The organism is Marivivens donghaensis (assembly GCF_011806565.1).
Classification (GTDB): Bacteria; Pseudomonadota; Alphaproteobacteria; order Rhodobacterales; family Rhodobacteraceae; genus Marivivens; species Marivivens donghaensis_A.
Map to the genome: position 1 here is coordinate 19402 of NZ_JAATOP010000002.1, position 21705 is coordinate 41106.

The following is a 21705-nucleotide window of genomic DNA, read 5'->3' on the forward strand; positions in this document are numbered from 1 at the left end:
GGTTGATGTTGTCCGGTCTTTGCGCCGGTTACTTTCGTTGCGACGGGTGCCAGAAGGTCACCCCCCGCTCTATCAAGGCGATCAGGCCGTAAAAGGCACTGCCCGCCAAAGCGGCCACCACGATTTCTGCCCAGACCATATCAAGCGCGAGCTGGCCGACAGAGGTGGAGATGCGGAAACCCATACCAAGCACGGGTGATCCGAAGAATTCGGCAACAATTGCACCGATAAGTGCCAGCGTTGTCGCAATTTTAAGCCCGTTGAAAACAAAAGGCATCGCAGCCGGAAGACGCAGTTTGATCAGCGTCTGGAAATAACCGGCGGCGTAGGTGTGCATCAGGTCGCGCTGCATCGCGGACGTATCGCGAAGACCCGCCACCGTGTTCACCAGCATCGGGAAGAACACCATCACAACGACCACGGCAGATTTGGACTGCCAGTCAAAGCCGAACCACATCACGAGGATCGGCGCGATGCCCACAATCGGAAGCGCGGCCATGAAGTTGCCGACCGGCAAAAGCCCGCGGCGCAGAAAATCGTAACGGTCCACGATGATCGCGACGATGAACGCCGAGCCGCAGCCGATGATGTAGCCCGACACCGCGCCCTTGCCGATGGTCTGGACAGCGTCTGCCCAAAGCGTCGGCAGGTTCTGCGCGAAGGTTCCGGCGATCACCGAAGGTGGCGGCAGGATCACCGCAGCGACATTCATGCCGCGCACGACGAGCTCCCACACGATCAGCACAGTGGCGCCGAAAATGAGCGGCACAGCGATGCCCGCGATCCGCGAATTGGACAGCGGACCGTTCGACAGCCACGCGTTGAGCGCCCAAGCAGCAACCCAGATGACGAGAGCGAGAATTACCAGAGTCATACAGCCATCCCCATCCGCTTGAGGGTCCGCGCTTCGATCCAGCCGATGATAGCAACCATCAGCGCCGCAAGGATAGCGGCCACAAACAGAGCGGCCCAGATTTGTTCGGTCTGGCCGTAATAGCTGCCCGACAGCATCCGCGCGCCAAGTCCGCCGCGCTGCACGGGAAGCTCGCCCACAATGGCACCGACCAGCGAGGCCGCGATGCCGATTTTGAGCGAGGTGAACAGGTACGGCATCGACGCGGGCAGACGCAGCTTCCAGAATCCCTGCGACTTGCTGGCGTTATAGGTGCGCAGCAGATCAAGCTGCATGTGATCAGGACTGCGAAGGCCCTTCACCATACCGACGACGACAGGAAAGAAGCTGAGATAGGCACTGATAACCGCTTTGGGCATCATGCCTCCAATCCCGATGGAATAGAGGACCACGATGATCATCGGCGCGAGCGCGACGATAGGAATGGTCTGGCTGACGATGGCCCACGGCATGACGCTGCGGTCCATCGTGCGGCTGTAGACGATACCGACCGCGAGCAGGATGCCGAAGCCCGCACCGATCAGGAAGCCGAGCACGGTCGCGCCCAGCGTGACTCCCGAATGGTAGACGAGGCTGCGGTTCGAGAAGCTGCCCGAGTTGACGATACCGCGGCGGCCATTGACCTCCTCGTCCCACGTGGAGTTGTAGATCTCGGTCAGCACTTGGTGCGGACTGGGGAGGCGCGCGCGATCGACGCTCCAGCTACCGCCCAGCGCGTCCAAATTCTGGAACACCAGCGACCAGCGACCTGCTTCGGAGCGGGCGCGAGCGTTATCGGGGGTCACGGCAACCCCTGCCCGTTCGGCGGCAGTCAGCGTTTCCTGCACATTCATCGGCACCGCCGCGACATACCAGAACGCGACAATCGCAAGGATTACGGTAATGACGGGGCCGAGTTTATTCATCCATATGCCCCGCACGCAGACCGTCACGCACACGGTGCGCGATGGCGATGAACTCGGCACTGTCACGGATATCGAGCGGACGCTCGCGCGGCAGAGTGCTTTCGATTACGTCAGTGATCCGCCCCGGACGCGGGGACATCACGACGATCTTGGTCGACAGGTACACTGCTTCGGGGATGGAGTGGGTGACGAAACCGATGGTCTTGCCCGTATTGTTCCAGAGCTTCAGAACCTCTTCGTTCAGACGGTCGCGGACGATTTCGTCAAGCGCGCCAAAGGGTTCGTCCATCAGCAGGATGTCGGCATCGAAGGCCAGCGCACGCGCGATGGACGCACGCTGCTGCATCCCGCCCGATAGCTGCCACGGGAATTTCTTTTCAAAACCAGTGAGTTCGACCAGATCGAGCACGCGTTTGACGCGCTCGGCCTGTTCGGACTTGGAATAGCCCATGATTTCGAGTGGAAGCGCGATGTTCCGCCCGATGGTCCGCCACGGATAAAGGCCAGCCGCCTGAAACACGTAGCCATAAGCGCGGGCCTTCCGCGCTTCGTCAGGGGTCATTCCGTTGACGGAGAGCGTACCGCCCGTCGGGTGTTCAAGGCCCGCGACACACCGCAAGAACGTCGTCTTGCCGCATCCCGAGGGGCCAATGAACGAAACAAAGTCGCCCTTCTCGATGGTCAGGTTCACGTCCTTGAGGGCGTGGACCGGCCCGTCGTTGGTTTGAAAGGTGAGGTTGAGCCCTTTGGCTTCGATGACGCTCATCCGGTATTCGTCTTTCTTTAAACGCCGGTCGCGGGAATGCCGGTACGTTCGACCGGACGCGGGGCGGTAAGTTCTTTCCATTTCGAGAGAGCGGTGTTCACAGCGGTGTTCGGCTCGCGCTTCACAAACTTACCGTGGCCTTCCTGCGTGCGGACCTCGCCGTCATAGAGCGCAACTTGCCCGCGGGTCAGCGTGAAGCGCGGCAGGCCCTTCACTTTTTGTCCCTCGAAGACGTTGTAGTCGATTGCGGACTGCTGGGTCGATGCCGCGATTGTCTTTTCTTTCTCCGGATCCCAGACAACAAGGTCGGCATCCGCACCGACGAGCACCGCGCCTTTCTTGGGGTAGCAGTTCAGGATTTTGGCGATGTTGGTCGAGGTCACGGCAACGAATTCGTTCGGCGTCAGGCGGCCGGTGTTCACGCCGTGGGTCCAGAGCATCGGCATACGGTCCTCAAGACCGCCGGTGCCGTTCGGGATCTTGGTGAAATCCCCTACCCCGTAACGCTTCTGCTCGGTGGTGAATGCACAGTGGTCGGTCGCGACAACCGACAGCGATCCCGACTGAAGACCGGCCCAGAGGCTGTCCTGATGCTTCTTGTTGCGGAACGGCGGCGACATCACGCGGCGGGCGGCGTGGTCCCAGTCCTTATCGAAGTATTCGCTTTCATCGAGCGTCAGGTGCTGGATCAGCGGCTCGCCCCAAACGCGCTTGCCCTGCATACGGGCGCGGCGAATGGCCTCGTGGCTTTCCTCGCAGGAGGTGTGCACGACATAAAGCGGCACGCCGGCCATGTCGGCAATCATGATCGCACGGTTGGTGGCCTCGCCCTCGACCTGGCTTGGGCGGCTATAGGCGTGGGCTTCGGGGCCAGTGTTGCCTTGGGCCAGAAGCTTGGCGGAAAGCTCGGCAACCACGTCACCGTTTTCCGCGTGAACCATCGCGATGGCGCCAAGCTCCGACAGGCGCTGGAACGACGCATACATTTCGTCGTCGTTCACCATCAGCGCACCCTTGTAGGCCATGAAGTGCTTGAAAGTGTTGATACCTTTTTCGCGGACGACGGTTTCCATTTCGTTGAAAACCTGCTCGCCCCACCACGTCACGGCCATGTGGAAGCTGTAGTCACAGTTGGCGCGGGTGGATTTGTTGTCCCACATCTGGATCGCGTCCATCAGGCCCTGACCGGGCGACGGAAGCGCGAAGTCGACGACCATCGTGGTGCCGCCAGCGAGCGCCGCGCGGGTGCCGCTTTCGAAATCGTCGGTCGAATAGGTGCCCATGAACGGCATTTCGAGGTGGGTGTGCGGGTCAATACCGCCCGGCATGACGTAGCAGCCGGTCGCGTCGAGCTCTTGATCACCGGACAGCCCCTGCCCGATCTGGGTGATGACGCCGTCTTCGACGAGGACGTCGGCTTTGTAAGTCAGGTCAGCGGTGACGATAGTGCCGTTCTTGATGACGGTAGAGTTGGACATGGGACCTCCGGCTGTTGGTGTGCTGCGCGTCCCTGCCCGACCATGCGGCGCGGGACGGCGGCTGGTCAGTTTCTGTTGGTGGCTTTGTACGCCTGCATTTGATCGCGGGTCTTCTTGCCTAAATGGGTGCTGCCGCGCGGGAACGACGGAGCGTGATGGCTCCGTAGTCCTGTTCCGATCTTGTTTGACTGGTCCATGGGATGACCCCGCGCAGCGTTGATTTCAGGTTAGCCTGTGACGACCGCCGTTTCGAGCACGGCGTGCAGGAGGACGTTGGTGCCTTTCGCGGCCCACTCCTGACTGATTTCTTCGGCCTCGTTGTGGGACAGGCCGTCGACACACGGACACATGATCATAGACGTCGGCGCGACACGGTTGATCCAACAGGCATCGTGACCCGCACCCGAGATGATATCCATGTGCGAATAGCCCAGATGTTCGGCGGCGTTGCGGACAGCAGTCACGCAGCCTTCGTCAAAGGTGACAGGATCGAAGTGGCCAACGGGTTCGATTTCGATACCGAGGCCGAGTTCTTCGGCGATCTTGGGGGCTTCGGCCTCAAGCCGCGCCTTCATTCCGTCCAGCTTTTCCTGATGCGGAGAGCGGATATCGATGGTGAACACGCACTTGCCGGGGATCACGTTGCGGCTGTTGGGATAGACGTTGCACTGGCCGATGGCACCAACCGCGTCGGGCTGGTTGTCCATGGCCACGGTGTGAACAAGCTCCGTAATCCGCGCCATGCCGAGGCCCGCGTTCACCCGCATATGCATCGGGGTCGAACCCGTGTGCGCGTCCTTGCCCATGAGCGTGACTTGCAGCCACCACAGACCTTGGCCGTGAGTGACGACGCCAATGTCTTTTTCTTCGGCCTCAAGGATCGGACCCTGTTCGATGTGCAACTCGAACATCGCGTGCATCTTGCGGGTGCCGACCTCTTCGTCGCCGACCCAACCGATACGCTGAAGCTCGTCGCCGAATTTCTTACCCTCGGCATCCTCGCGATCGTAAGCCCAGTCCATTTCGTGCATTCCAGCAAAGACGCCAGAGGCCAGCATGGCAGGAGCGAAACGGGTGCCTTCTTCGTTCGTCCAGTTGGTCAGAACGATCGGGTGTTTGGTTTTCACGTCGAGGTCATGGATCGTCCGCAGCACTTCAAGTCCGCCGAGCACGCCCAGAACGCCGTCGTATTTGCCGCCCGTGGGCTGGGTATCGAGGTGGCTGCCCATATAAACGGGCAGGGCGTCGGGATCGGAACCGGGGTAGGTGGCGAACATGTTGCCCATCTTGTCCACGCCCATCGTGCAGCCGATGTCTTCGCACCATTTCTGGAAAAGCTCGCGGCCTTTGGCGTCATCATCGGTGAGGGTCTGACGGTTGTTGCCGCCCGCAATGCCCGGTCCGATCTTGGCCATTTCCATGAGGCTCTCCCACAGACGGTCGCCGTTGATCTGCATATTTTCGGCTGGTGAGGTCGCTGTCATGTCAGCCTCCCTGTTTTTTGTGCCGCGTTTGTTTTGTGCAAAAACGCTTGCGTGTTTTACCAATCGGTCAAATGAACGCTATCAAAGGGTCAAATCCAGTCAAGCGTTCCGGTATCGCGTTGGCATCAGCAGGAAAAAACCGCTAATTGTTTATGCAGTAATGAAGAGGAAATCGGGGCCAATGACCAAAACCCAGCCACGTACCCGCATTCAGGAAAAGAACCGTAAGACCATTCTGGACGCAGGTCTGGACGTGTTCTCCAAGTACGGGTTCCGCGGCTCGACATTGGACCAGATCGCCGAGGCTGCGGGCCTCTCGAAACCGAACCTGCTCTATTATTTCCCGTCCAAGGAAGCGATCCACGTCGAACTGCTGGAGATGCTGCTCGACACTTGGCTCGACCCTCTGCGGGAGATGGAGCACGACGGCGATCCGATCGAGGAAATCCTGTCCTATGTTCACCGCAAGATCGAGATGTCGCGCGAATATCCGCGTGAAAGCCGTCTCTTTGCGAATGAGATCCTTCAGGGCGCCCCGCGCATCCTCGATGCACTTAGCGACGAACTGAAACCACTCGTTGACGAAAAATGTGCGCTGATCCGTCAGTGGATTTCAGAAGGCCGCATTGCCGAAGTCGATCCTTACCATCTGATTTTCTCGATCTGGTCGATGACCCAGCACTATGCGGACTTCGCGGTGCAGGTCGACACGATCATGGAAGGCAAGGACCCGTTCGACGGGGCGCAAAAATACCTCGATTACCTTTTCATTTCGATGCTGACGCCGAAATGATGGCCCCGTAACGGGGCCACCACTGTTGATTATTCCGCCGCCGTCGACGACGGGTTGTTCGGATGGGTCGTCCAGTTGGCGTAGTCGCCGCGTTTCTGGCCCGTACGCAGGTCAACCTCGCCTTTGGGCAGTTCGACCATGGTGATGCAGTCCTCGACGGGGCAGACGTTGACGCAGAGGTTGCATGCAACGCATTCGCCGTCGTCCACCTCGAACACGCGGCCTTCCTTCATCAGGATGGCCTGGTGGCTGGTGTCTTCACAGGCTGCGAAGCAGCGACCGCACGAAATACAGGCGTCCTGATCGATCTTGGCCTTGGTGACGTAGTTGAGGTCGAGGTACTGCCAGTCGGTGACGTTAGGGGTCGCCATGCCAACGAAATCGGCGGTCGATTTGTAGCCTTTTTCGTCCATCCACTGCGACAGACCGCTGATCATTTCCTGAACGACCTTGAAGCCGTAGGTCATGGCCGCGGTGCAGACCTGAACGTTACCAGCGCCCAGCGACATGAACTCTGCCGCGTCACGCCATGTGGTGATGCCGCCGATGCCCGAAATCGGGAGGCCGTGCGTTTCCGGATCGCGCGCGATCTCGGCCACCATGTTCATCGCGATCGGCTTGACGGCCGGACCGCAGTAGCCGCCGTGCGTACCTTTGCCGCCAATGGTTGGCTCAGGTGCCATCTGGTCCAGATCAACTGATGTGATCGAGTTGATGGTGTTGATCAGCGAGACAGCGTCCGCACCGCCTGCTTTTGCCGCACGGGCCGGCTTCCGGATGTCGGTGATGTTCGGCGTCAGCTTCACGATAACGGGCTTGGAGTAGTACATCTTGCACCACTCGGTGACCATCTGGATGTACTCCGGGACCTGACCGACAGCCGATCCCATGCCGCGTTCGGCCATGCCATGCGGACAACCGAAGTTCAGTTCGATGCCGTCAGCGCCGGTGTCTTCGACGCGGGGCAGGATCTCTTTCCACGACTGTTCGTCACATGGCACCATGATCGAGGCAATCAGCGCACGGTCGGGGTAGTCCTTTTTGACGCGGGTCATCTCGTCGAGGTTGGTCTGAAGCGGTCGATCCGTGATCAGCTCGATGTTGTTCAGACCGAGCAGACGACGGTCCGCACCCCAGATCGCGCCGTAACGCGGGCCATTGACGTTGACGACAGGCGGACCTTCGGAGCCGAGGGTCTTCCAGACGACGCCGCCCCAACCGGCCTCAAAGGCGCGGCGGACGTTGTATTCTTTATCGGTCGGCGGCGCGGAGGCCAGCCAGAACGGGTTCGGGGATTTGATACCCAGAAAATCTGTCGTGAGGTCAGCCATTTACGCCCCCATCAGAGTTGTGTGGATGTCTTCGGCGGCGTCACGGCCTTCGGCCACGCCCCAGACAGTCAGGTCTTCGCCAAGGTTGGTGCAATCGCCGCCAGCCCAGACGCCATCAATGCTCGTACGGCCCGCGCCGGTCACAGCGATCTTGCCACCTTCGACTGCAACACCGCTAACCGTGGTCAGGGTCTGGCCAATGGCTTTGAGCACCTGATCCGCCGGAATAGTGACCGTTTCGCCAGTACCCGAAAGCTTTCCATCGGTGACGCTGGTATATTCGAGCGTGATCTCGCCCTCGGCCAGCGAAGACGGCATCACGTTGAACATCAACTTCACGCCGTTCGCAGCGGCGAGGTCCTGTTCGTAGCGGCTCGCCGGCATGGCTTCACGGCCACGGCGGTAAGCAATCGTGACGTTTTCCGCGCCGAGGTGCTTGGACTGCACGGCTGCGTCGACAGCCGTCATGCCGCCACCAATGACCACGACATTGCGGCCGACGGGCAGGGCGCTCAGGTCGCTCGACTGACGAAGGTCCGCGATGAATTCGACCGCGTCGGTGGCCAGCTCTTCACCACCCGTACGCAGTGCGTTCACGCCGCCCAGACCGATGCCGAGGAACACCGCGTCGAAATCGCCGCGCAGCTCGTCGAACGTGATGTCCGAACCGATCGAGATACCGGTGCGCAGGTCGATCCCGCCGATCTGCATCAGCCAATCGGCCTCTTTTGCAGCAAAATCATGCGGGGTCTTGTATGCGGCGATGCCGTATTCATTGAGGCCGCCGGGCTTGGGTTTTGCGTCGTAGATCGTGACGCTGTGGCCCTTCATCGCAAGGCGGTGAGCACAGGCCAGACCCGCAGGACCGGCACCGACGACAGCAACGCGCTTGCCGGTTTCGGGCGCACGGCTGAACGGATGGCTCTGCTTGGCCATCAGCGTGTCGGTCGCATAGCGCTGGAGGCGACCGATCTCAACCGGCTTGCCCTCGGCGGCTTCGCGAACACAGACCTCTTCGCAGAGCGTTTCGGTCGGGCAGACCCGCGCGCACATGCCGCCAAGAATGTTTTGTTCAAAAATCGTCTTGGCCGCCGCTTCGGGCGTGTCCGTCTGGATTTGCCGGATGAACAACGGAATATCGATGCTCGTCGGGCAGGCCGTCATACACGGCGCGTCGTGGCAGAAATAGCACCGGTCAGCTGCGACTTGCGCTTCGTGCGCGTCGAACTGCGGGTGAAGATCCGCAAAATTGGCTGCGATCTCCTCGGTGCTCAATCGACCGGCTGCAATGCCGGGGGTCATGGGCGAGGTCATGTTGGCTCCCTGTCGTGCCTTGGTTTTTTTCAAAGCATTACACAGGTCCATTTTTTATCAAACGGTAAATTTTAGGCGGTTTATGAACGGAGGGTAATAACCCGCCCTCCGGCAGCCTCGGCATCCGCGACGTCATGCGTGACCATGAGAACCGGAAGTCCTTGATTTTTTGCGTGTTTAAAGACGAGATCGCGAACCTGCCCACGTAGCTCCGCGTCCAGTTTTGCGAACGGTTCGTCGAGTAAAAGGGCCTTAGGTTCGGACAATAACATGCGCATCAGGGCCACTCTGGACCGCTGTCCACCCGACAAAGTGGCCGGATCGCGACCCTCGAATCCTTCCAAACCGACGGATGCCAGCGCGTCAGCGATGCGTGATTTGCGGTCCGGTCCCCGCAGTCCGAACGACAGGTTCTGGCCGACGCTCATGTGCGGGAAAAGCAGGTCGTCCTGAAACAGGATGCCCATGCGGCGCTGTTCCGGCGGCAGGTTCGAGATGTCCGTACCGCCCAGCAACGCGCGGCCCGACGCGGCGAAGGCGCTGGGCAGGTTGCCCGTAAGCCACGCCAGAAGCGTCGATTTGCCGGAGCCGGACGGGCCCATGATCGTGACGACTTCGCCCGCGTTCACGGTGAGATCGACGGCAAGTAGCTCGGTTCCGCCAAGCGAAATGCGCACGTCGTCGAGCATCAAAGTGCGTTCAGCCATGCGTCATTCCTTTCCGGTTGCGCCAGACGATTGCCGGCAGCAGCGCCGCGATCACAAACGGCAGCAGCGCCGCGATGGTTTGGGCCACGGCATAGACCCCGATCAGCCTGCGGTCGCCACCTGACGCGAGCGCGACGGCCTCTGTCGTCAACGTCTCCACCCGTCCGCCGCCAATCAGCAAAGTGGGGAGGTATTGCCCGACCGACACCGCGAAACCAATGGCGAGCGCGCCGAGGAGCGGGCCGATCAGCATGGGGAGTTGGAGCCTGACGAAGATGCTGACACGAGAACGGCCCAGCGCCGCACCGATGACCGCAAATCGTCGGTCCCAAGCGTCCGATGCGCCTTGGAATGTCAGCAGGACATAGGGCAGCACAAAGATCAGGTGGACGATAAGGACGGGGAAGAAGCCTGCCTCTAGCCCCGCGAAAAGCATCAGTGTTTGCAGGCCCGGAAGGAACGTGACTTGCGGTACGATGAGCGGAGCATAGAGGAGCCACGTAGGCAGTTTCCGGTCCGTGTAGGTGAGCGAGAGTGCGATCAGAAGCGCGGCGACTACGGCAGCACCAGCGATCAAGACAGTCTCCATTCCAGCGTCGATCAAGGCATCCCGTCTGGCCCAGCTGCGCAATGTGAAACTGTTGGGCAGCAGATCGGGGAAGCCCCAAAACCCCGCCACGGACCACAACGCCGCGATCACTATGCCCATGATCAACATGGCCGTGATTGCGTAGGCGGTCGCCTTGCCAAAGGGCTTTGTCACCTCGGCAGAGGGCAACCGCCCACCGCCGTTGATGATGCCGTTGCGGAATGCGCGGCACATGCGTTCAACCGCCCACCAGATGCTGAATGCGGCCATGACCAACCCGAGCTGCACTAGCGCTCCCGCAGCGGCTTTGCTGCGCATCGCAAGGTCGGGATCGTTCATGAGGCGCGTGATCGCGACGGCGAGCGGAGGCGGAGTCGTCGGCCCAAGGATGATCGCCACATCGACGACAGAGATCGAGTACGCGAGTACGAGATACACCGGCAGTCTGATCTGTCCGTAAATCGCGGGCCAAACGGTTAGAAACCACCCCGCGATCCGTCCATAACCCAGCGCTCCGGATACTTGGAGGCGGCGGTCAAAATCGCTCTGGGGCAAGGCGGCGATGATCATCAGTAGGAGAAACGGGATCTCTTTCATCGCGAGGCCGAGGATCATCGCGTGGCCCAATGGGTCGTTGATGATCACAAGGTCCGGCGGCCGATCCCAACCGAAAAGCACTGCCAGCAGGCGAACGATCAGCCCCGAGGGCGCGATGATGAAGGCCAGCCCGAATGCTGCCGTCGCATGGGGCAGGGCGAGGAATGGGCCGAGCATGACGCGCAGTCGTTGCCACGATGTCGTGCCGACCAAAGCGGCGGAGATCAGGGAGGCACCGATCACTGCGAGCACCGTGGCGCCCAATCCGGTCGTCACGGACAAACGGACCGACGGCACAAAGCCGGGCCACATAAACAGCTCTCGGAAAGCGTCGAAACCGAAGGTCGTCCTCCCGATGGAGGGGAAATATCCGAAGGCTGGAAGCACGACGCCGACCAGTCCGGCAGCGACCGGACCGATCAGCAAAAGCGCGACCAGCAGGCGAACCACTTACTGCGTAACGCCGTAGCGGGCGTCCCAGTCTTCGGCGATGCGCGTCATCCACGTTGGATGCGGTTCCGCTTGAACAGAGCCTAATTCGGCGGGGCTGAGCGTTGCGATGCCGAGGTCCAGTTCCTCGAACGCGGCGCGCTGGGCGTCGTCCAGTTTCGCCATGTCGAGCACGGTACCGTAACCGAGAACGTCGGGGTTCTGTGCATGTGCCTGCGCCTCGGGCGACATCAGGAAATCGGCCACGACCATCGCGCCTTCCTTCGAGCCGGAGTTATACGGGATCGTCACGAAGGACGCGTTGCCGATGGTGCCTTTGTCCAGCACGAAGGTCCGCACGGTATCCGGCAACTGGCCGTTCGCGATCGCGGTAGACGCTTCACCCGGGCTGAACGAAATGGCAAGGTCGACTTCCTGATCGGCGATCAATTGTAGCTGCGCGGGGCCGGTTTGCGGATAGACGGTGCCATCGCGCCAGAGGTTCGGCGTCAACGCATCCAGCCACTCCCAGAGCGGCGCAGCGACCTCGGCGTAGTTTTCGTCGGTTGCGGGCTCTTGCAGAACGCTCGGGTCCGTCAGCAGGTCAACGAGAGCCTGCTTGAGGAACGTCGTGCCGAGGAAATCGGGCGGCTGCGGGTAGGTGAAACGGCCGGGATGGGCGGCAGTCCAGTCGAGCAGGGCAGCCATATCGCCGACGGGCTCCATGTCAGCGGTGTCATACATGAACACCACCTGCGCCATGGCCCACGGGCTTTCATAGCCGTCGGTCGGCACGGTAAAGTCGGTGCGGACCGTCTTGCCATCAGTGTCGACATAGGCCCAATTTGGCAAGCTTTCGGCGTAGGGACCGTAAAGCAGACCTGCCTCTTTCATCGAGGCGAAGTTGGCACCGTTAATCCAGATCATGTCGATGGCGCCGTCGTCGTCCTTGCCGGCATCACGCTCGGACAGCACGCGGGTGACGGCATCGGCGGTGTCGGTCAGCTTGACGTGTTCGAGAATGACGCCGAAGTCTTCTTCGACCCGATCACCGACCCAAGCGATGAAATCGTTCGTGGCGGTGGAGCCGCCCCATGCGTTCCAATAGACCGTCTGGCCCTTGGCGGCTTCAACCACGGCGTCCCAATCCGCAGGGTCGGTTTCGGCCCAAAGGGCGGTCGGGGCGATCAGCGCCAGAGCTAGGAGCGGAGACTTCATCAATGGTCCTTTCCATCGGAAAATAGCTTGGACGCGCCATAAAGGCGCAAAGAGGCCGTCAGAAAACACAGACCGCCGAAGACCCAAGATAGGGCGGGGAACACGCTCGGGAACAGGCAGAGGAGAACGAAAAACAGCACCGTCTCTGTCCCTTCGAGCAGCCCGTTGGAGTAGTAGAGCGATTTGATGCCTTGCGCCTCTGTCTCCATATCGTGCCGTTCGGCGAGGATCGCATAGCCGAGGAAGCTCGCACCGTTGAAATAGAAAGAGGTTAGGACGAAAGCTCCGGCAGCCGCATTGGACGGATCGTGCCAGACAAACGCCATCGGGACCGCGCCGTAGAACAGGAAATCGCAGGTGATATCGAGGTATCCGCCGAAGTCGGACTTCTGCGTAGCGCGGGCGACAGCGCCATCGAGCCCGTCCGCGATGCGACTGAGAAGCAGCACGACAAGCGCTACGCCGAAATAGCCCAGTACGATCGATGCGGCAGACAAAAGCCCCAGACAAAGCCCGAGGAGCGTGACGGTATTTGCAGTGATTCCCGTCGAAGCCATAGCACGCCCAGCGCGGTTCAGCGGCGGATCGATGAGGCGGCGGGCATAGGCGTCGAGCATGATTAATCCTGAATTTCCTGCAGTTTGCCGAAAACTGAGCGGCGCTGCAATCGTCCTACGGTGATGTGAGGGGTTGCAACACGCCGACCATATTCCGACAAAATAAGTCGGAATTGACACGACCGACTAAATCAGTCAGGTATGCGCCGAGATCACAACGCACCCCTGCGGCTACACGCAGCGGAGGCGGAACCAGCATTAAGCGCGAACAAGAATTCAGAGGGATAACGTGATGACCCGCAAGCTGCTTGCAACTTCGGCCATTTTGACAGTCACCGCCGGCATGGCCTCGGCACAGGACGCTGCGGCGGTTCTGGACAACTACGCCAATATCGCGGCTGCCGTGTACGAGGACTCGCTGACCACTGCGAAGGACCTTCAGGGTGCTGTCGATGCGCTGATCGCTAACCCGAGCGAAGAGACCCTGCAAGCGGCCCGCGACGCGTGGCTGGCATCGCGCAACCCCTACCAGCAGTCGGAAGTGTTCCGCTTCGGCAACCCGATCGTCGACGACTGGGAAGGCAAAGTGAACGCATGGCCGCTGGACGAAGGTCTGATCGACTACGTTGATGCCAACTACGGTGGCCCGACCGACGAGAACGAGTTTGCCGCGCTGAACGTCATCGGCAACGCACAGTTCGAACTGGCAGGCGTCCATGTTGACGCGACCCACATCACTCCGGAACTGATCGGCGACACGCTGAACGAAGCCGACGGCATCGAAACCAACGTCGCTCGCGGCTACCACGCCATCGAATTCCTGCTTTGGGGTCAAGACCTTAACGGCACCGAGCACGGGGCAGGCGACCGTCAATTCACCGACTACGTCCAGGGCGAAGGCTGCACCAACGGTAACTGTGACCGCCGTGCGGACTACCTGACTTCGGCGACCGAACTGCTGGTGTCGGACCTCGAATACATGGCTGGCCAGTGGGCCGAAGGCGGCGAAGCGCGCGAAGCAGTTCTGGCAAACGAAGGCGAGGGCCTAATCGCTATCCTGACCGGCATGGGCTCGCTGTCCTACGGCGAACTGGCGGGTGAGCGTATGCGCCTCGGCGTCATGCTGAACGACCCCGAGGAAGAGCACGACTGCTTCTCGGACAACACGCACAACTCGCACTATTACGACGGCCTCGGCATCCAGAACGCCTACCTCGGTCACTACACCCGCGTTGACGGCACCGTTGTCGAAGGCGCTTCGGTGTCCGACCTCGTTGCGGCCAACAACGCCGAACTGGACGCAGAGATGAAGGCCAAACTGGACGCATCGGTCACTGCGCTGGGCGACGTCAAAGCGGCAGCCGAGAACGGCATGTCCTACGACCAGATGCTCGCTCGCGGCAACGAAGAAGGTGAAGAGCTGATCATGGGCGCCGTCAACGCGCTGATCGACCAGACCTCGACCATCGAAGCCGTTGTGGCATCGCTCGACCTCGACTCGATCGCATTCGAAGGCTCCGACAGCCTCGACGATCCGAGCGCGGTCGAAGGCGTTTTCCAGTAAGACTTGCCTTGGTTTTTGAACAGGCGTAGGGCCACATCGGCCCTACGCCGTTTTTGATTAAAATTGGGAGTAGCCGGACGATGCCATCTTCCCTCCGCTTTGCACCGAAACTCAGCCTTATTGCGCTCATAGCCCTGACGGGCACGGGGTCGCTCGCTGAAAATCCTGACTACAGTATGCTGGACGACATCCACTTAAACGTGGTGCCGCGTACCGAAGCCGAAGCAGAGCGCATCGCCGCCGTCGTCGCCCCAACGACCGACTTTACCGAAGCCGAGAGCTTCGAAGAAAACCCCGCAGGCGCTGCCACTGTCCGAGCGCGCACTAATGCGGACGCGTTTTCCCAGTCCTCCGGCAACATGCCGTTTGACCGCGAGCTGGACTTCAAAGTCGGCAACGGCCTTTTCCGCAAGATCTGGGTGTCCGCTCCGTCGTCGACGCTCGCTTCGGACGGCCTTGGCCCGCTTTACAACGCGCGCGGCTGTCAGAATTGCCACTTCAAGGACGGACGCGGCCACACGCCGAACGGTCCCGACGATAACGCGGTTTCCATGTTCCTGCGTATCTCCATCCCCGGTGATGTAAATGACGCGATTGCCGAGATCGAAGATTACATTCAGGTCGATCCCGATCCAAACTACGGCTTCCAGCTTCAGGACTTCGCCGTCGCGGGCCAGCCTGCCGAATATCAACTCCAGATCGAGTACGAAGAAATCGAGGTCGAACTGGCTGGTGGAGAGACTGTTTCGCTCCGCTCTCCGACTTATACCGCTGCCGATCTCGGCTACGGGCCGCTGCACCCCGATGCGATGCTGTCCCCGCGGATCGCGCCGCAGATGATCGGCCTCGGGCTGGTCGAAGCGATCCCTGCGCAAGATATCCTCGCCAATGCGGATGAAGACGACGCCGATGGCGACGGTATTTCCGGTCGCCCGAATATTGTCTGGTCGTCGGAGTTCGAACGCCCGATGCTCGGCCGCTTTGGCCTCAAGGCCGGTTCGCCGACGATCCGCCAGCAGTCCGCCGATGCGTTTGCCGGTGACATCGGCATCTCCAACCCGCTCCACGATGGCGGCTACGGTGAGTGCACCGAGCGCCAGATTGCCTGCCGCGAGCTGATCGACGGCGGTGACGAGGATCGCGACGGTCTGGAGATCGATGCCGAGGGCCTCGACCTTGTGACGTTCTATAGCCGCAACCTCGCCGTGCCTGCCCGCCGCGATGTGTCGGACACTCAGGTGTTGCGCGGCAAGGAGCTGTTTTACAGCGCAGGCTGTACCAGCTGCCATATTCCCAAATTTGTGACCAACAGACTGGAGGATCAGCCCGAACAATCCTTCCAGCTGGTTTGGCCTTATTCGGACTTCCTGCTACACGACATGGGTGAAGGTCTGGCCGACCACCGCCCCGAGGCCCGCGCGACGGGCACCGAATGGCGCACCGCTCCACTCTGGGGACTGGGAATGACCGAACGTGTCAGCGGCCACACTTTCTTTTTGCACGACGGCCGTGCCCGCAATGTCCTCGAAGCTATCTTGTGGCATGGCGGAGAGGCGCAAGCGGCCCGAGATACCGTCGTGGAAATGCCGAAAGAAGATCGCGAGGCGCTGCTCGCATATTTGGATAGCCTTTGATGCGCACAATTCTCTTTGCTCTGGCCGCGACCATCGCCACTCCGGTTTTTGCGGATGTGGACACGGTGGTCGACCAGAAAATCCTGCCTGATTTTGCCAATTTCGCCACCTCCGCCCGCGCGATGGCCGACGCCGCCGCCGAGGATTGCACTCCCGGCGCTGTGGTGCCGCACTATCAGGCAACGTTCGATGCGTGGATGAAGGTCCAGCACCTCCGCGTGGGGCCGACCGAAGAAGGCGCGCTGCACGTAGCGTTCTGGCCGGATGACCGTGGTTTCGTGCCGAAAACGCTGTCGGGTCTGATCGCCGACGAAGACCCTGTGATCAACGATGCCGAGGATTTCGCCACGGTATCCATCGCCGGTCGAGGTCTGTTTGCGCTGGACATGCTGCTCTATGACGAACGCTTCGATACCTACGGCGCTGACAGCTACACCTGCGATCTGGTCGCCGCGATTGCCCTCGACCTCGCGACCGAAGCCGAACGTCAAAGCACCGCGTGGGCCGAAGATTACGCGCCGATCCTTAAAGGCGATGCGCCCAAGGCTGACGGCAAGACGATGACCGAGATGGATGGTTTTCAGGTTCTCTATACTCAGATCATTTCGGGTATCGAGACGCTGGAAAATGTCCGTATCGACCGCCCGCTGGGTGAATTCGACCGCCCCCGTCCGACCCGCGCCGAGGCATGGCGTTCGGGCCGCCCGCTGCGCAACATCGACATCTCGCTGAACGCGATGGTTGCCGACGCGCTGCTGCTGATGGGAAGCGATCTGCCGCAGACCTTCGGCTACCTCGAAACCGCTCAGGCGACGCTGGAAAAGATCAGTGATCCGACCTTAGCGTCGATCGAAGAGGACAGCGGCGAATGGCTGAAGCTGCAAATCCTGCGCGACAATGTCGTGAACGTAAAAACTGCAATTGAGGTCGAAATAGGCTCTGTTCTCGGGATCGAGGCGGGCTTCAATTCGGCCGACGGAGACTAACATGACCACCCGCCGCCATTTCCTCGCATCGGTGACGGCGGTGGTCACAGCGCCCCGCCTCAGCTGGGCCTCGGTCGGTAGTCCCGACTTCATCGCAGCGGCTAAAGTCGGGGATGGGTTCTCCATGTCCGGCTTTACCGCGGACGGGCAGGTGGCATTCAGCGTCCCGCTGCCCGCGCGCGGTCACGCTGGCGCGGGGCATCCGACATTGCCAATCGCAATAGCCTTTGCCCGCCGTCCCGGCCGCTATGCGCTGGTGATCGACTGCACAGACGGCAGCGTCCTGCAAAGCCTCACGCCACCGGACGGTATCGCGTTCAACGGCCACGGGCTGTTCCTCGACGAAGGTCGCTTGCTGGTCACCGTTGAACAGCGCGATGACGACAGTCAGGGCCAGATCGGCCTGTGGGATGTCGCGCAGGGCTATGCCCGCATGGGCGAGATCGCGACCGGCGGGATCGGTCCGCACGACATCAAACTCATGCCAGACGGCGAAACTCTGGTCATCGCAAACGGTGGCATCGCGACCGATCCGAGCGACCGGACCAAGCTGAACCTGCCCGACATGATGCCGAACCTCGCTTACCTCACGCTGAACGGCGTGCAGGAGACCATCGAGCTGGACGAGGAGCTGCACTTCAACTCCATCCGCCACCTCGCGCTGCGGGACGATGGGTTGGTCGCCTTTGCGATGCAGTGGCAGGACGATCCATCCTATGCGCCACCGCTCCTTGGCCTGCATCGCCGCGGGGAAGCGCCCGTGCTGGCAGACGCCTCGCTGACCGAAGCGATCCTGATGGCGGGCTACGCCGGCTCCATATCTTTCAACGGCGCGGGCACCGAGGTCGCGATCACGTCGCCCAAGGGCGGGCGCATCCACCGTTTCACTCCTGAAGGCTCGTTCCTCGGCGCTGTGGTGCAGCCCGATGTATGCGGCCTGGTGTCCCTTAAAGACGGGTTTCTGGCCAGCGACGGCTTTGGCAACTTCGCCAAGGTGAGTGGTGACAAATTAATTCAACTGCAAAAACATGACGTAAGCTGGGACAACCACATTATCGCACTTTAGTCGTAGGCGACTCGCCTTACGGGGGTGTACATTTCAAGAACATTTAGGGGGGGGGAGCATCCCATGACCAAAGTTCTTTTAGGTACGACCAAGGGCGTTTTCATTCTATCCGACAAGGGCGGTGACCGATGGAATTTCTCCGGTCCGCATTGCACCAACTGGCCCGTTAACCATGTTGTCGGCGAGGGTGATAACCTCTGGGCTTGCGGCGGGAATGCCTTCTGGGGCGCTGCGGTTTTGCGCTCGACCGACGGCGGTGAGAACTGGACGTTCAAGCGTTTATCCGGCGGCGAGATTGACGGTTGGCTTGAAAAAGAGCCTGAACTGGCAGAGATGTTCGGCCTTCCCAAGAATGAAGTCCTGCCATTTAACGGCCAGATCGACGCCCTTTGGTCGCTGAAGCGCGTGGGCGGCAAGCTCTACTGCGGCGCTAAGCCCGCGATGCTGTTCGTGAGCGACGACGATGGTGAGACGTGGGAGAAGGTGAATGGCCTGACCGATCAGGAAGGCGCCGAAAACTGGCAACCGGGTGGTGCGGGCCTCACGCTGCACACCATCCTCGCCGATCCGGCTACGCCTGAAAAACTCTGGGTCGGCATCTCCTCTGCCGGTGTTTTCGCGACAGACGACGGCGGAAAGACATGGGAACGTCGTAACCGCAAATCAAACGAGGACGATAAGGAAGTCGGTCTGTGCGTGCACAACATGACCCGCGCGTCGACCGATGGCGATCTGCTCTATCAACAGAACCACCACGGCGTCTGGCGCAGCTATGACGGCGGGCGAAGTTGGCAGTCGATCAACGAAGGTCTATCGAGCGACTTTGGCTTCCCGATTGCCGTAAGCCCGATTGACCCGCAGACGATCTTTGTCCTGCCGCTCAATGGTGACACGCGTGGACGCTTCCCGCCCGATGCCTCGGCCGCGGTCTATGTGTCGAAAGACGGCGGTGACAGCTGGACGAAGACCCAGAACGGCCTGCCGACCGAGAACTGCTATTTCACCGTCCTGCGTCAGGCGATGGCGACTGACGCCAAGGGCGGCATGTACTTCGGCACCAACTCCGGTTCGGTCTACATGACCCGCGATGATGGCGAATCGTATGAAGAAATCGCGCAGCACCTGCCGACCGTTTTGTCGGTGGAAGTGCTGAACGGCTGAATACCGTAAAATTCGTCCGAAAAATGTGACTTTCGAGGGCTATTTCTGACATGGATCAGATACAGCCCTTTTTCACGCCCCTACCGTCACTCCATCCGATTGTAGAGGAGAGTGAACCCGGTGCGCCTGACCACACGTACAAATCTCGCCATCAGAATCCTGATGTATTGCGGCATTAACCAAGATCGCATCTCGCGTTCCGCTGATGTCGCGGAGGCTTGCAATGCGTCTGTGAACCACCTCGCTCAGGTGGTGAATATGCTTCACCAGCATGGGTTTATCACCGCATCGCGAGGCCGGATGGGGGGCATCAAGCTCGCCACGACGCCCGAAAACATTAATGTGGGTGAGGTTTTCCGCGTCTTCGAATCCGAAGTGCCGTTTACCGAATGCGCGTCGCCCGAAACGAACACCTGCCCGCTCGTCGATGCCTGCCGCCTCAAGAGCGCCATTGGCCGTGCGCTCGAAGCGTTTTTCCATGAGCTCGACATGCTCACGCTCGATGATCTGGTGCGCGGCAACTGTGGTCTAAAGGAAATCCTGACATTCCGCGAAGCCGTGACGACGCCCTGCAAGGAAGCAATCGCTGGTTAATGTCTGGAAGTGGTGCCGGTGATAGGACTCGAACCTACGACCCCATCATTACGAATGACGTGCTCTACCAGCTGAGCTACACCGGCACTGTGGCGGCTCTTAGCACCCTAGAGCCGCCCCGAAAAGAGCAAAATTACCGCTCTTCAACGACTTCGGCGTCGACTGTTTCAGCTTCGACGACCTCTGCCTCTTCTGCGTCCGCATCGACCACGACAGGTGCGGTCTCGGCAGAACCGTTCACCGCAACGAGCAGCGGCAGCATCTCCAGACCACCTGAAAGCGGCTTGTCGTTCTGCGGCGGACGGCGCCACGACAGCGTGTCAAAGCCGTGACAGTTCGAGCAGACGGGCTCCCAATGGTCGTGGATGTTCTGACAGTTGTCACAAATCCACTGCGGGCCACGCGGCGCGGTGACAGCCTTGGCGAGCCATGCGTTCACCAGCTGATCGGTGCCGCCCGAACCACGCTCAATCGCCGCCATCAGCGTCAGAACGCGCACGGTAGCATCGGTTTCGGGCAGGGTGCCCAGCGCGCGGCGTGCTTCGGGGAATTCTTCGGCAGCGACGTGCAGTTCGGCCATCAACATACGGGTTTCCGGATCGTCGATGTTGACCTTGGTCAGCGACTTGAACCGCTTGAGGCGCTCTTGCGGGGTCTCGTTGGGTTCGATCTCCGCGAATGCGGTGGCGAGGTCCGGATGCGGCGACGCGCTCCAAGCCTTTGTCAGCAGGCGGGCAGCGTGCTTCTTATTACCCTTGGCGATGTAGCCACGGGCCGCCAGAACGGCAGCGGGGATAAGGTCGGGCGACTGCTTGTGCGCCGCAATGACCTGCTCCTGCTTTTCGATGGACACGTTGTCATCCAGCAGTTCCTGAGCTTCGGAAAGGGCCAGCACAGCATCGCGACGCTTGAGCACGTCCTTGGGAAGGCTACCGGTCTTTGCCTTGGCGGCGAGCGTCTTACGCGCACCTTTCCAGTCGCCCTTTTCAGCCTGAAGACGCAGCAGAACGTCCTGCGTGTCTTCGTGCTTGGGCTTCAGCGCAAACGCCTTTTCAGCCAGCTTCATCGCCGTGTCGGTATCGCCTTGCTCCAGACGCTGACGCATCAGGCCGCGGATACCGACAAAGCGGGTGCGGTCATCTTCGACCAGTTTTTTGTAGGCATTCTCGGCCTTGGTCCGGTCGCCAGTTTGCTCTGCCGCTTGGGCGACGAGCAAGGTGGTGATTTCGGGCTTGTTCAGAAAACGCTCGGCTTTCTGGGCCTTGGTCATTGCAAGGTGACCTTCGCCGCCGGCCAGTGCCATCATGCTGTCGGAGAGTGCCTGATAGCCACGCTCCACACGGTTGCGGGCGAAGTAGCGGGTAACTGCGGTTTCGTCACCGGCAAGAAAGCGGATGAACGCGGCGATCAGGCCGAGCAGCTTGAACGCCACCCAGACCAGCACGACGAGAGCAACCAGCGCGGCCAGAACCTCGAGCGGGCCAAGGCGCATTTCGAGGCCGCCATAGGTCAGCATCAGTTCACCAGGAACAGTGCTGAGTTCCATCGCGCCATAGGTGATCGCGGTAACTGCAACGATGAAGAATACGATCTTCAGAAGGGACCAGAGCATCAGTTAC

19 protein-coding genes and 1 tRNA gene are annotated in these 21705 nt (G+C 60.6%); 7 read left to right on the forward strand and 13 right to left on the reverse strand.

Features of this window, described 5'->3' with window-relative positions; genetic code table 11:
• Positions 1-28: 28 nt before the first annotated feature.
• From HCZ30_RS02950 to HCZ30_RS02970, 5 genes are all read right to left on the reverse strand, one after another.
• Positions 29-874, reverse strand: coding sequence for an ABC transporter permease (locus HCZ30_RS02950; protein WP_167636282.1), 846 nt, complete (start codon positions 872-874; stop codon positions 29-31).
• On the reverse strand, positions 871-1818 hold the full coding sequence (locus HCZ30_RS02955) for an ABC transporter permease (RefSeq protein ID WP_167636283.1): 948 nt from the start codon (positions 1816-1818) through the stop codon (positions 871-873). The genes HCZ30_RS02950 and HCZ30_RS02955 overlap by 4 nt, the downstream gene beginning before the upstream one ends.
• Positions 1811-2584 carry an ABC transporter ATP-binding protein gene (locus HCZ30_RS02960; protein WP_167636284.1) on the reverse strand — a complete coding sequence of 258 codons (774 nt, stop codon included), beginning with the start codon at positions 2582-2584 and terminating at the stop codon, positions 1811-1813. The genes HCZ30_RS02955 and HCZ30_RS02960 overlap by 8 nt, the downstream gene beginning before the upstream one ends.
• A 17-nt stretch (positions 2585-2601) precedes the next feature.
• Positions 2602-4062 carry a dihydropyrimidinase gene (hydA, locus tag HCZ30_RS02965; protein ID WP_167636285.1) on the reverse strand — a complete coding sequence of 487 codons (1461 nt, stop codon included), beginning with the start codon at positions 4060-4062 and terminating at the stop codon, positions 2602-2604.
• Between the two features lie 227 nt (positions 4063-4289).
• The gene (locus HCZ30_RS02970) at positions 4290-5546 is read right to left on the reverse strand and encodes a Zn-dependent hydrolase (protein ID WP_167636286.1); all 1257 of its coding nucleotides are present in this window, start codon (positions 5544-5546) and stop codon (positions 4290-4292) included.
• A gap of 181 nt (positions 5547-5727) precedes the next feature.
• Between HCZ30_RS02970 and HCZ30_RS02975 the strand changes: the two genes are divergently transcribed.
• Positions 5728-6339 carry a TetR family transcriptional regulator C-terminal domain-containing protein gene (locus HCZ30_RS02975; protein WP_167636287.1) on the forward strand — a complete coding sequence of 204 codons (612 nt, stop codon included), beginning with the start codon at positions 5728-5730 and terminating at the stop codon, positions 6337-6339.
• A 29-nt stretch (positions 6340-6368) separates the two neighbouring features.
• Here HCZ30_RS02975 and preA read toward each other — a convergent pair whose 3' ends face one another.
• From preA to HCZ30_RS03005, 6 genes are all read right to left on the reverse strand, one after another.
• Positions 6369-7670, reverse strand: coding sequence for an NAD-dependent dihydropyrimidine dehydrogenase subunit PreA (gene preA, locus HCZ30_RS02980; protein WP_167636288.1), 1302 nt, complete (start codon positions 7668-7670; stop codon positions 6369-6371).
• Entirely contained in the window at positions 7671-8984 is a 1314-nt protein-coding gene (locus HCZ30_RS02985; protein WP_167636289.1) for an NAD(P)-dependent oxidoreductase, read from the reverse strand.
• Positions 8985-9064: 80 nt separating this feature from the next.
• Positions 9065-9691, reverse strand: a complete 627-nt coding sequence (locus HCZ30_RS02990) for an ATP-binding cassette domain-containing protein (protein ID WP_167636290.1) — start codon at positions 9689-9691, stop codon at positions 9065-9067.
• Complete coding sequence (locus HCZ30_RS02995; RefSeq protein ID WP_167636291.1) at positions 9684-11327, reverse strand: ABC transporter permease subunit; 1644 nt, start codon at positions 11325-11327, stop codon at positions 9684-9686. The genes HCZ30_RS02990 and HCZ30_RS02995 overlap by 8 nt, the downstream gene beginning before the upstream one ends.
• Positions 11328-12524 (reverse strand): ABC transporter substrate-binding protein, encoded by a 1197-nt coding sequence (locus HCZ30_RS03000; protein ID WP_167636292.1) that lies wholly within the window; start codon positions 12522-12524, stop codon positions 11328-11330.
• Entirely contained in the window at positions 12524-13141 is a 618-nt protein-coding gene (locus HCZ30_RS03005) for a CDP-alcohol phosphatidyltransferase family protein (protein ID WP_167636293.1), read from the reverse strand. The genes HCZ30_RS03000 and HCZ30_RS03005 overlap by 1 nt, the downstream gene beginning before the upstream one ends.
• Positions 13142-13373: 232 nt before the next feature.
• Between HCZ30_RS03005 and HCZ30_RS03010 the strand changes: the two genes are divergently transcribed.
• The 6 genes from HCZ30_RS03010 to HCZ30_RS03035 all read left to right on the forward strand — a co-directional run bounded on the left by HCZ30_RS03010 (position 13374) and on the right by HCZ30_RS03035 (position 20086).
• Positions 13374-14645 (forward strand): imelysin family protein, encoded by a 1272-nt coding sequence (locus HCZ30_RS03010; protein WP_167636294.1) that lies wholly within the window; start codon positions 13374-13376, stop codon positions 14643-14645.
• A gap of 176 nt (positions 14646-14821) precedes the next feature.
• Positions 14822-16279 (forward strand): di-heme oxidoredictase family protein, encoded by a 1458-nt coding sequence (locus tag HCZ30_RS03015; RefSeq protein ID WP_432442753.1) that lies wholly within the window; start codon positions 14822-14824, stop codon positions 16277-16279.
• Positions 16279-17265: an imelysin family protein gene (locus tag HCZ30_RS03020; protein WP_167636296.1), complete on the forward strand. Its 987-nt coding sequence runs from the start codon at positions 16279-16281 to the stop codon at positions 17263-17265. Before HCZ30_RS03015 ends, HCZ30_RS03020 begins: the two co-directional genes overlap by 1 nt.
• Before the next feature lies 1 nt (position 17266).
• Positions 17267-18331: a DUF1513 domain-containing protein gene (locus HCZ30_RS03025; protein ID WP_167636297.1), complete on the forward strand. Its 1065-nt coding sequence runs from the start codon at positions 17267-17269 to the stop codon at positions 18329-18331.
• Between the two features lie 63 nt (positions 18332-18394).
• Positions 18395-19492, forward strand: a complete 1098-nt coding sequence (locus HCZ30_RS03030) for a WD40/YVTN/BNR-like repeat-containing protein (RefSeq protein ID WP_167636298.1) — start codon at positions 18395-18397, stop codon at positions 19490-19492.
• 120 nt (positions 19493-19612) lie between these two features.
• Positions 19613-20086 carry an Rrf2 family transcriptional regulator gene (locus tag HCZ30_RS03035; protein WP_167636299.1) on the forward strand — a complete coding sequence of 158 codons (474 nt, stop codon included), beginning with the start codon at positions 19613-19615 and terminating at the stop codon, positions 20084-20086.
• A gap of 10 nt (positions 20087-20096) precedes the next feature.
• On the opposite strand, the gene HCZ30_RS03040 is transcribed toward HCZ30_RS03035, so the two are convergent.
• A tRNA-Thr gene (locus tag HCZ30_RS03040) sits at positions 20097-20172 on the reverse strand.
• A 47-nt stretch (positions 20173-20219) separates the two neighbouring features.
• Positions 20220-21698 (reverse strand): heme biosynthesis protein HemY, encoded by a 1479-nt coding sequence (locus HCZ30_RS03045; protein ID WP_167636300.1) that lies wholly within the window; start codon positions 21696-21698, stop codon positions 20220-20222.
• Positions 21699-21705 lie beyond the last annotated feature (7 nt).

Excerpts from the sequence above, each read along its gene's own strand:
- HCZ30_RS02950 (WP_167636282.1), bottom strand. The coding sequence starts at position 874 with ATGACTCTGGTAATTCTCGCTCTCGTCATCTGGGTTGCTGCTTGGGCG.
- HCZ30_RS02955 (WP_167636283.1), bottom strand. The coding sequence starts at position 1,818 with ATGAATAAACTCGGCCCCGTCATTACCGTAATCCTTGCGATTGTCGCG.
- HCZ30_RS02960 (WP_167636284.1), bottom strand. The coding sequence starts at position 2,584 with ATGAGCGTCATCGAAGCCAAAGGGCTCAACCTCACCTTTCAAACCAAC.
- hydA (WP_167636285.1), bottom strand. The coding sequence starts at position 4,062 with ATGTCCAACTCTACCGTCATCAAGAACGGCACTATCGTCACCGCTGAC.
- HCZ30_RS02970 (WP_167636286.1), bottom strand. The coding sequence starts at position 5,546 with ATGACAGCGACCTCACCAGCCGAAAATATGCAGATCAACGGCGACCGT.
- HCZ30_RS02975 (WP_167636287.1), top strand. The coding sequence starts at position 5,728 with ATGACCAAAACCCAGCCACGTACCCGCATTCAGGAAAAGAACCGTAAG.
- preA (WP_167636288.1), bottom strand. The coding sequence starts at position 7,670 with ATGGCTGACCTCACGACAGATTTTCTGGGTATCAAATCCCCGAACCCG.
- HCZ30_RS02985 (WP_167636289.1), bottom strand. The coding sequence starts at position 8,984 with ATGACCTCGCCCATGACCCCCGGCATTGCAGCCGGTCGATTGAGCACC.
- HCZ30_RS02990 (WP_167636290.1), bottom strand. The coding sequence starts at position 9,691 with ATGGCTGAACGCACTTTGATGCTCGACGACGTGCGCATTTCGCTTGGC.
- HCZ30_RS03000 (WP_167636292.1), bottom strand. The coding sequence starts at position 12,524 with ATGAAGTCTCCGCTCCTAGCTCTGGCGCTGATCGCCCCGACCGCCCTT.
- HCZ30_RS03005 (WP_167636293.1), bottom strand. The coding sequence starts at position 13,141 with ATGCTCGACGCCTATGCCCGCCGCCTCATCGATCCGCCGCTGAACCGC.
- HCZ30_RS03010 (WP_167636294.1), top strand. The coding sequence starts at position 13,374 with ATGACCCGCAAGCTGCTTGCAACTTCGGCCATTTTGACAGTCACCGCC.
- HCZ30_RS03015 (WP_432442753.1), top strand. The coding sequence starts at position 14,822 with ATGCTGGACGACATCCACTTAAACGTGGTGCCGCGTACCGAAGCCGAA.
- HCZ30_RS03020 (WP_167636296.1), top strand. The coding sequence starts at position 16,279 with ATGCGCACAATTCTCTTTGCTCTGGCCGCGACCATCGCCACTCCGGTT.
- HCZ30_RS03025 (WP_167636297.1), top strand. The coding sequence starts at position 17,267 with ATGACCACCCGCCGCCATTTCCTCGCATCGGTGACGGCGGTGGTCACA.
- HCZ30_RS03030 (WP_167636298.1), top strand. The coding sequence starts at position 18,395 with ATGACCAAAGTTCTTTTAGGTACGACCAAGGGCGTTTTCATTCTATCC.
- HCZ30_RS03045 (WP_167636300.1), bottom strand. The coding sequence starts at position 21,698 with ATGCTCTGGTCCCTTCTGAAGATCGTATTCTTCATCGTTGCAGTTACC.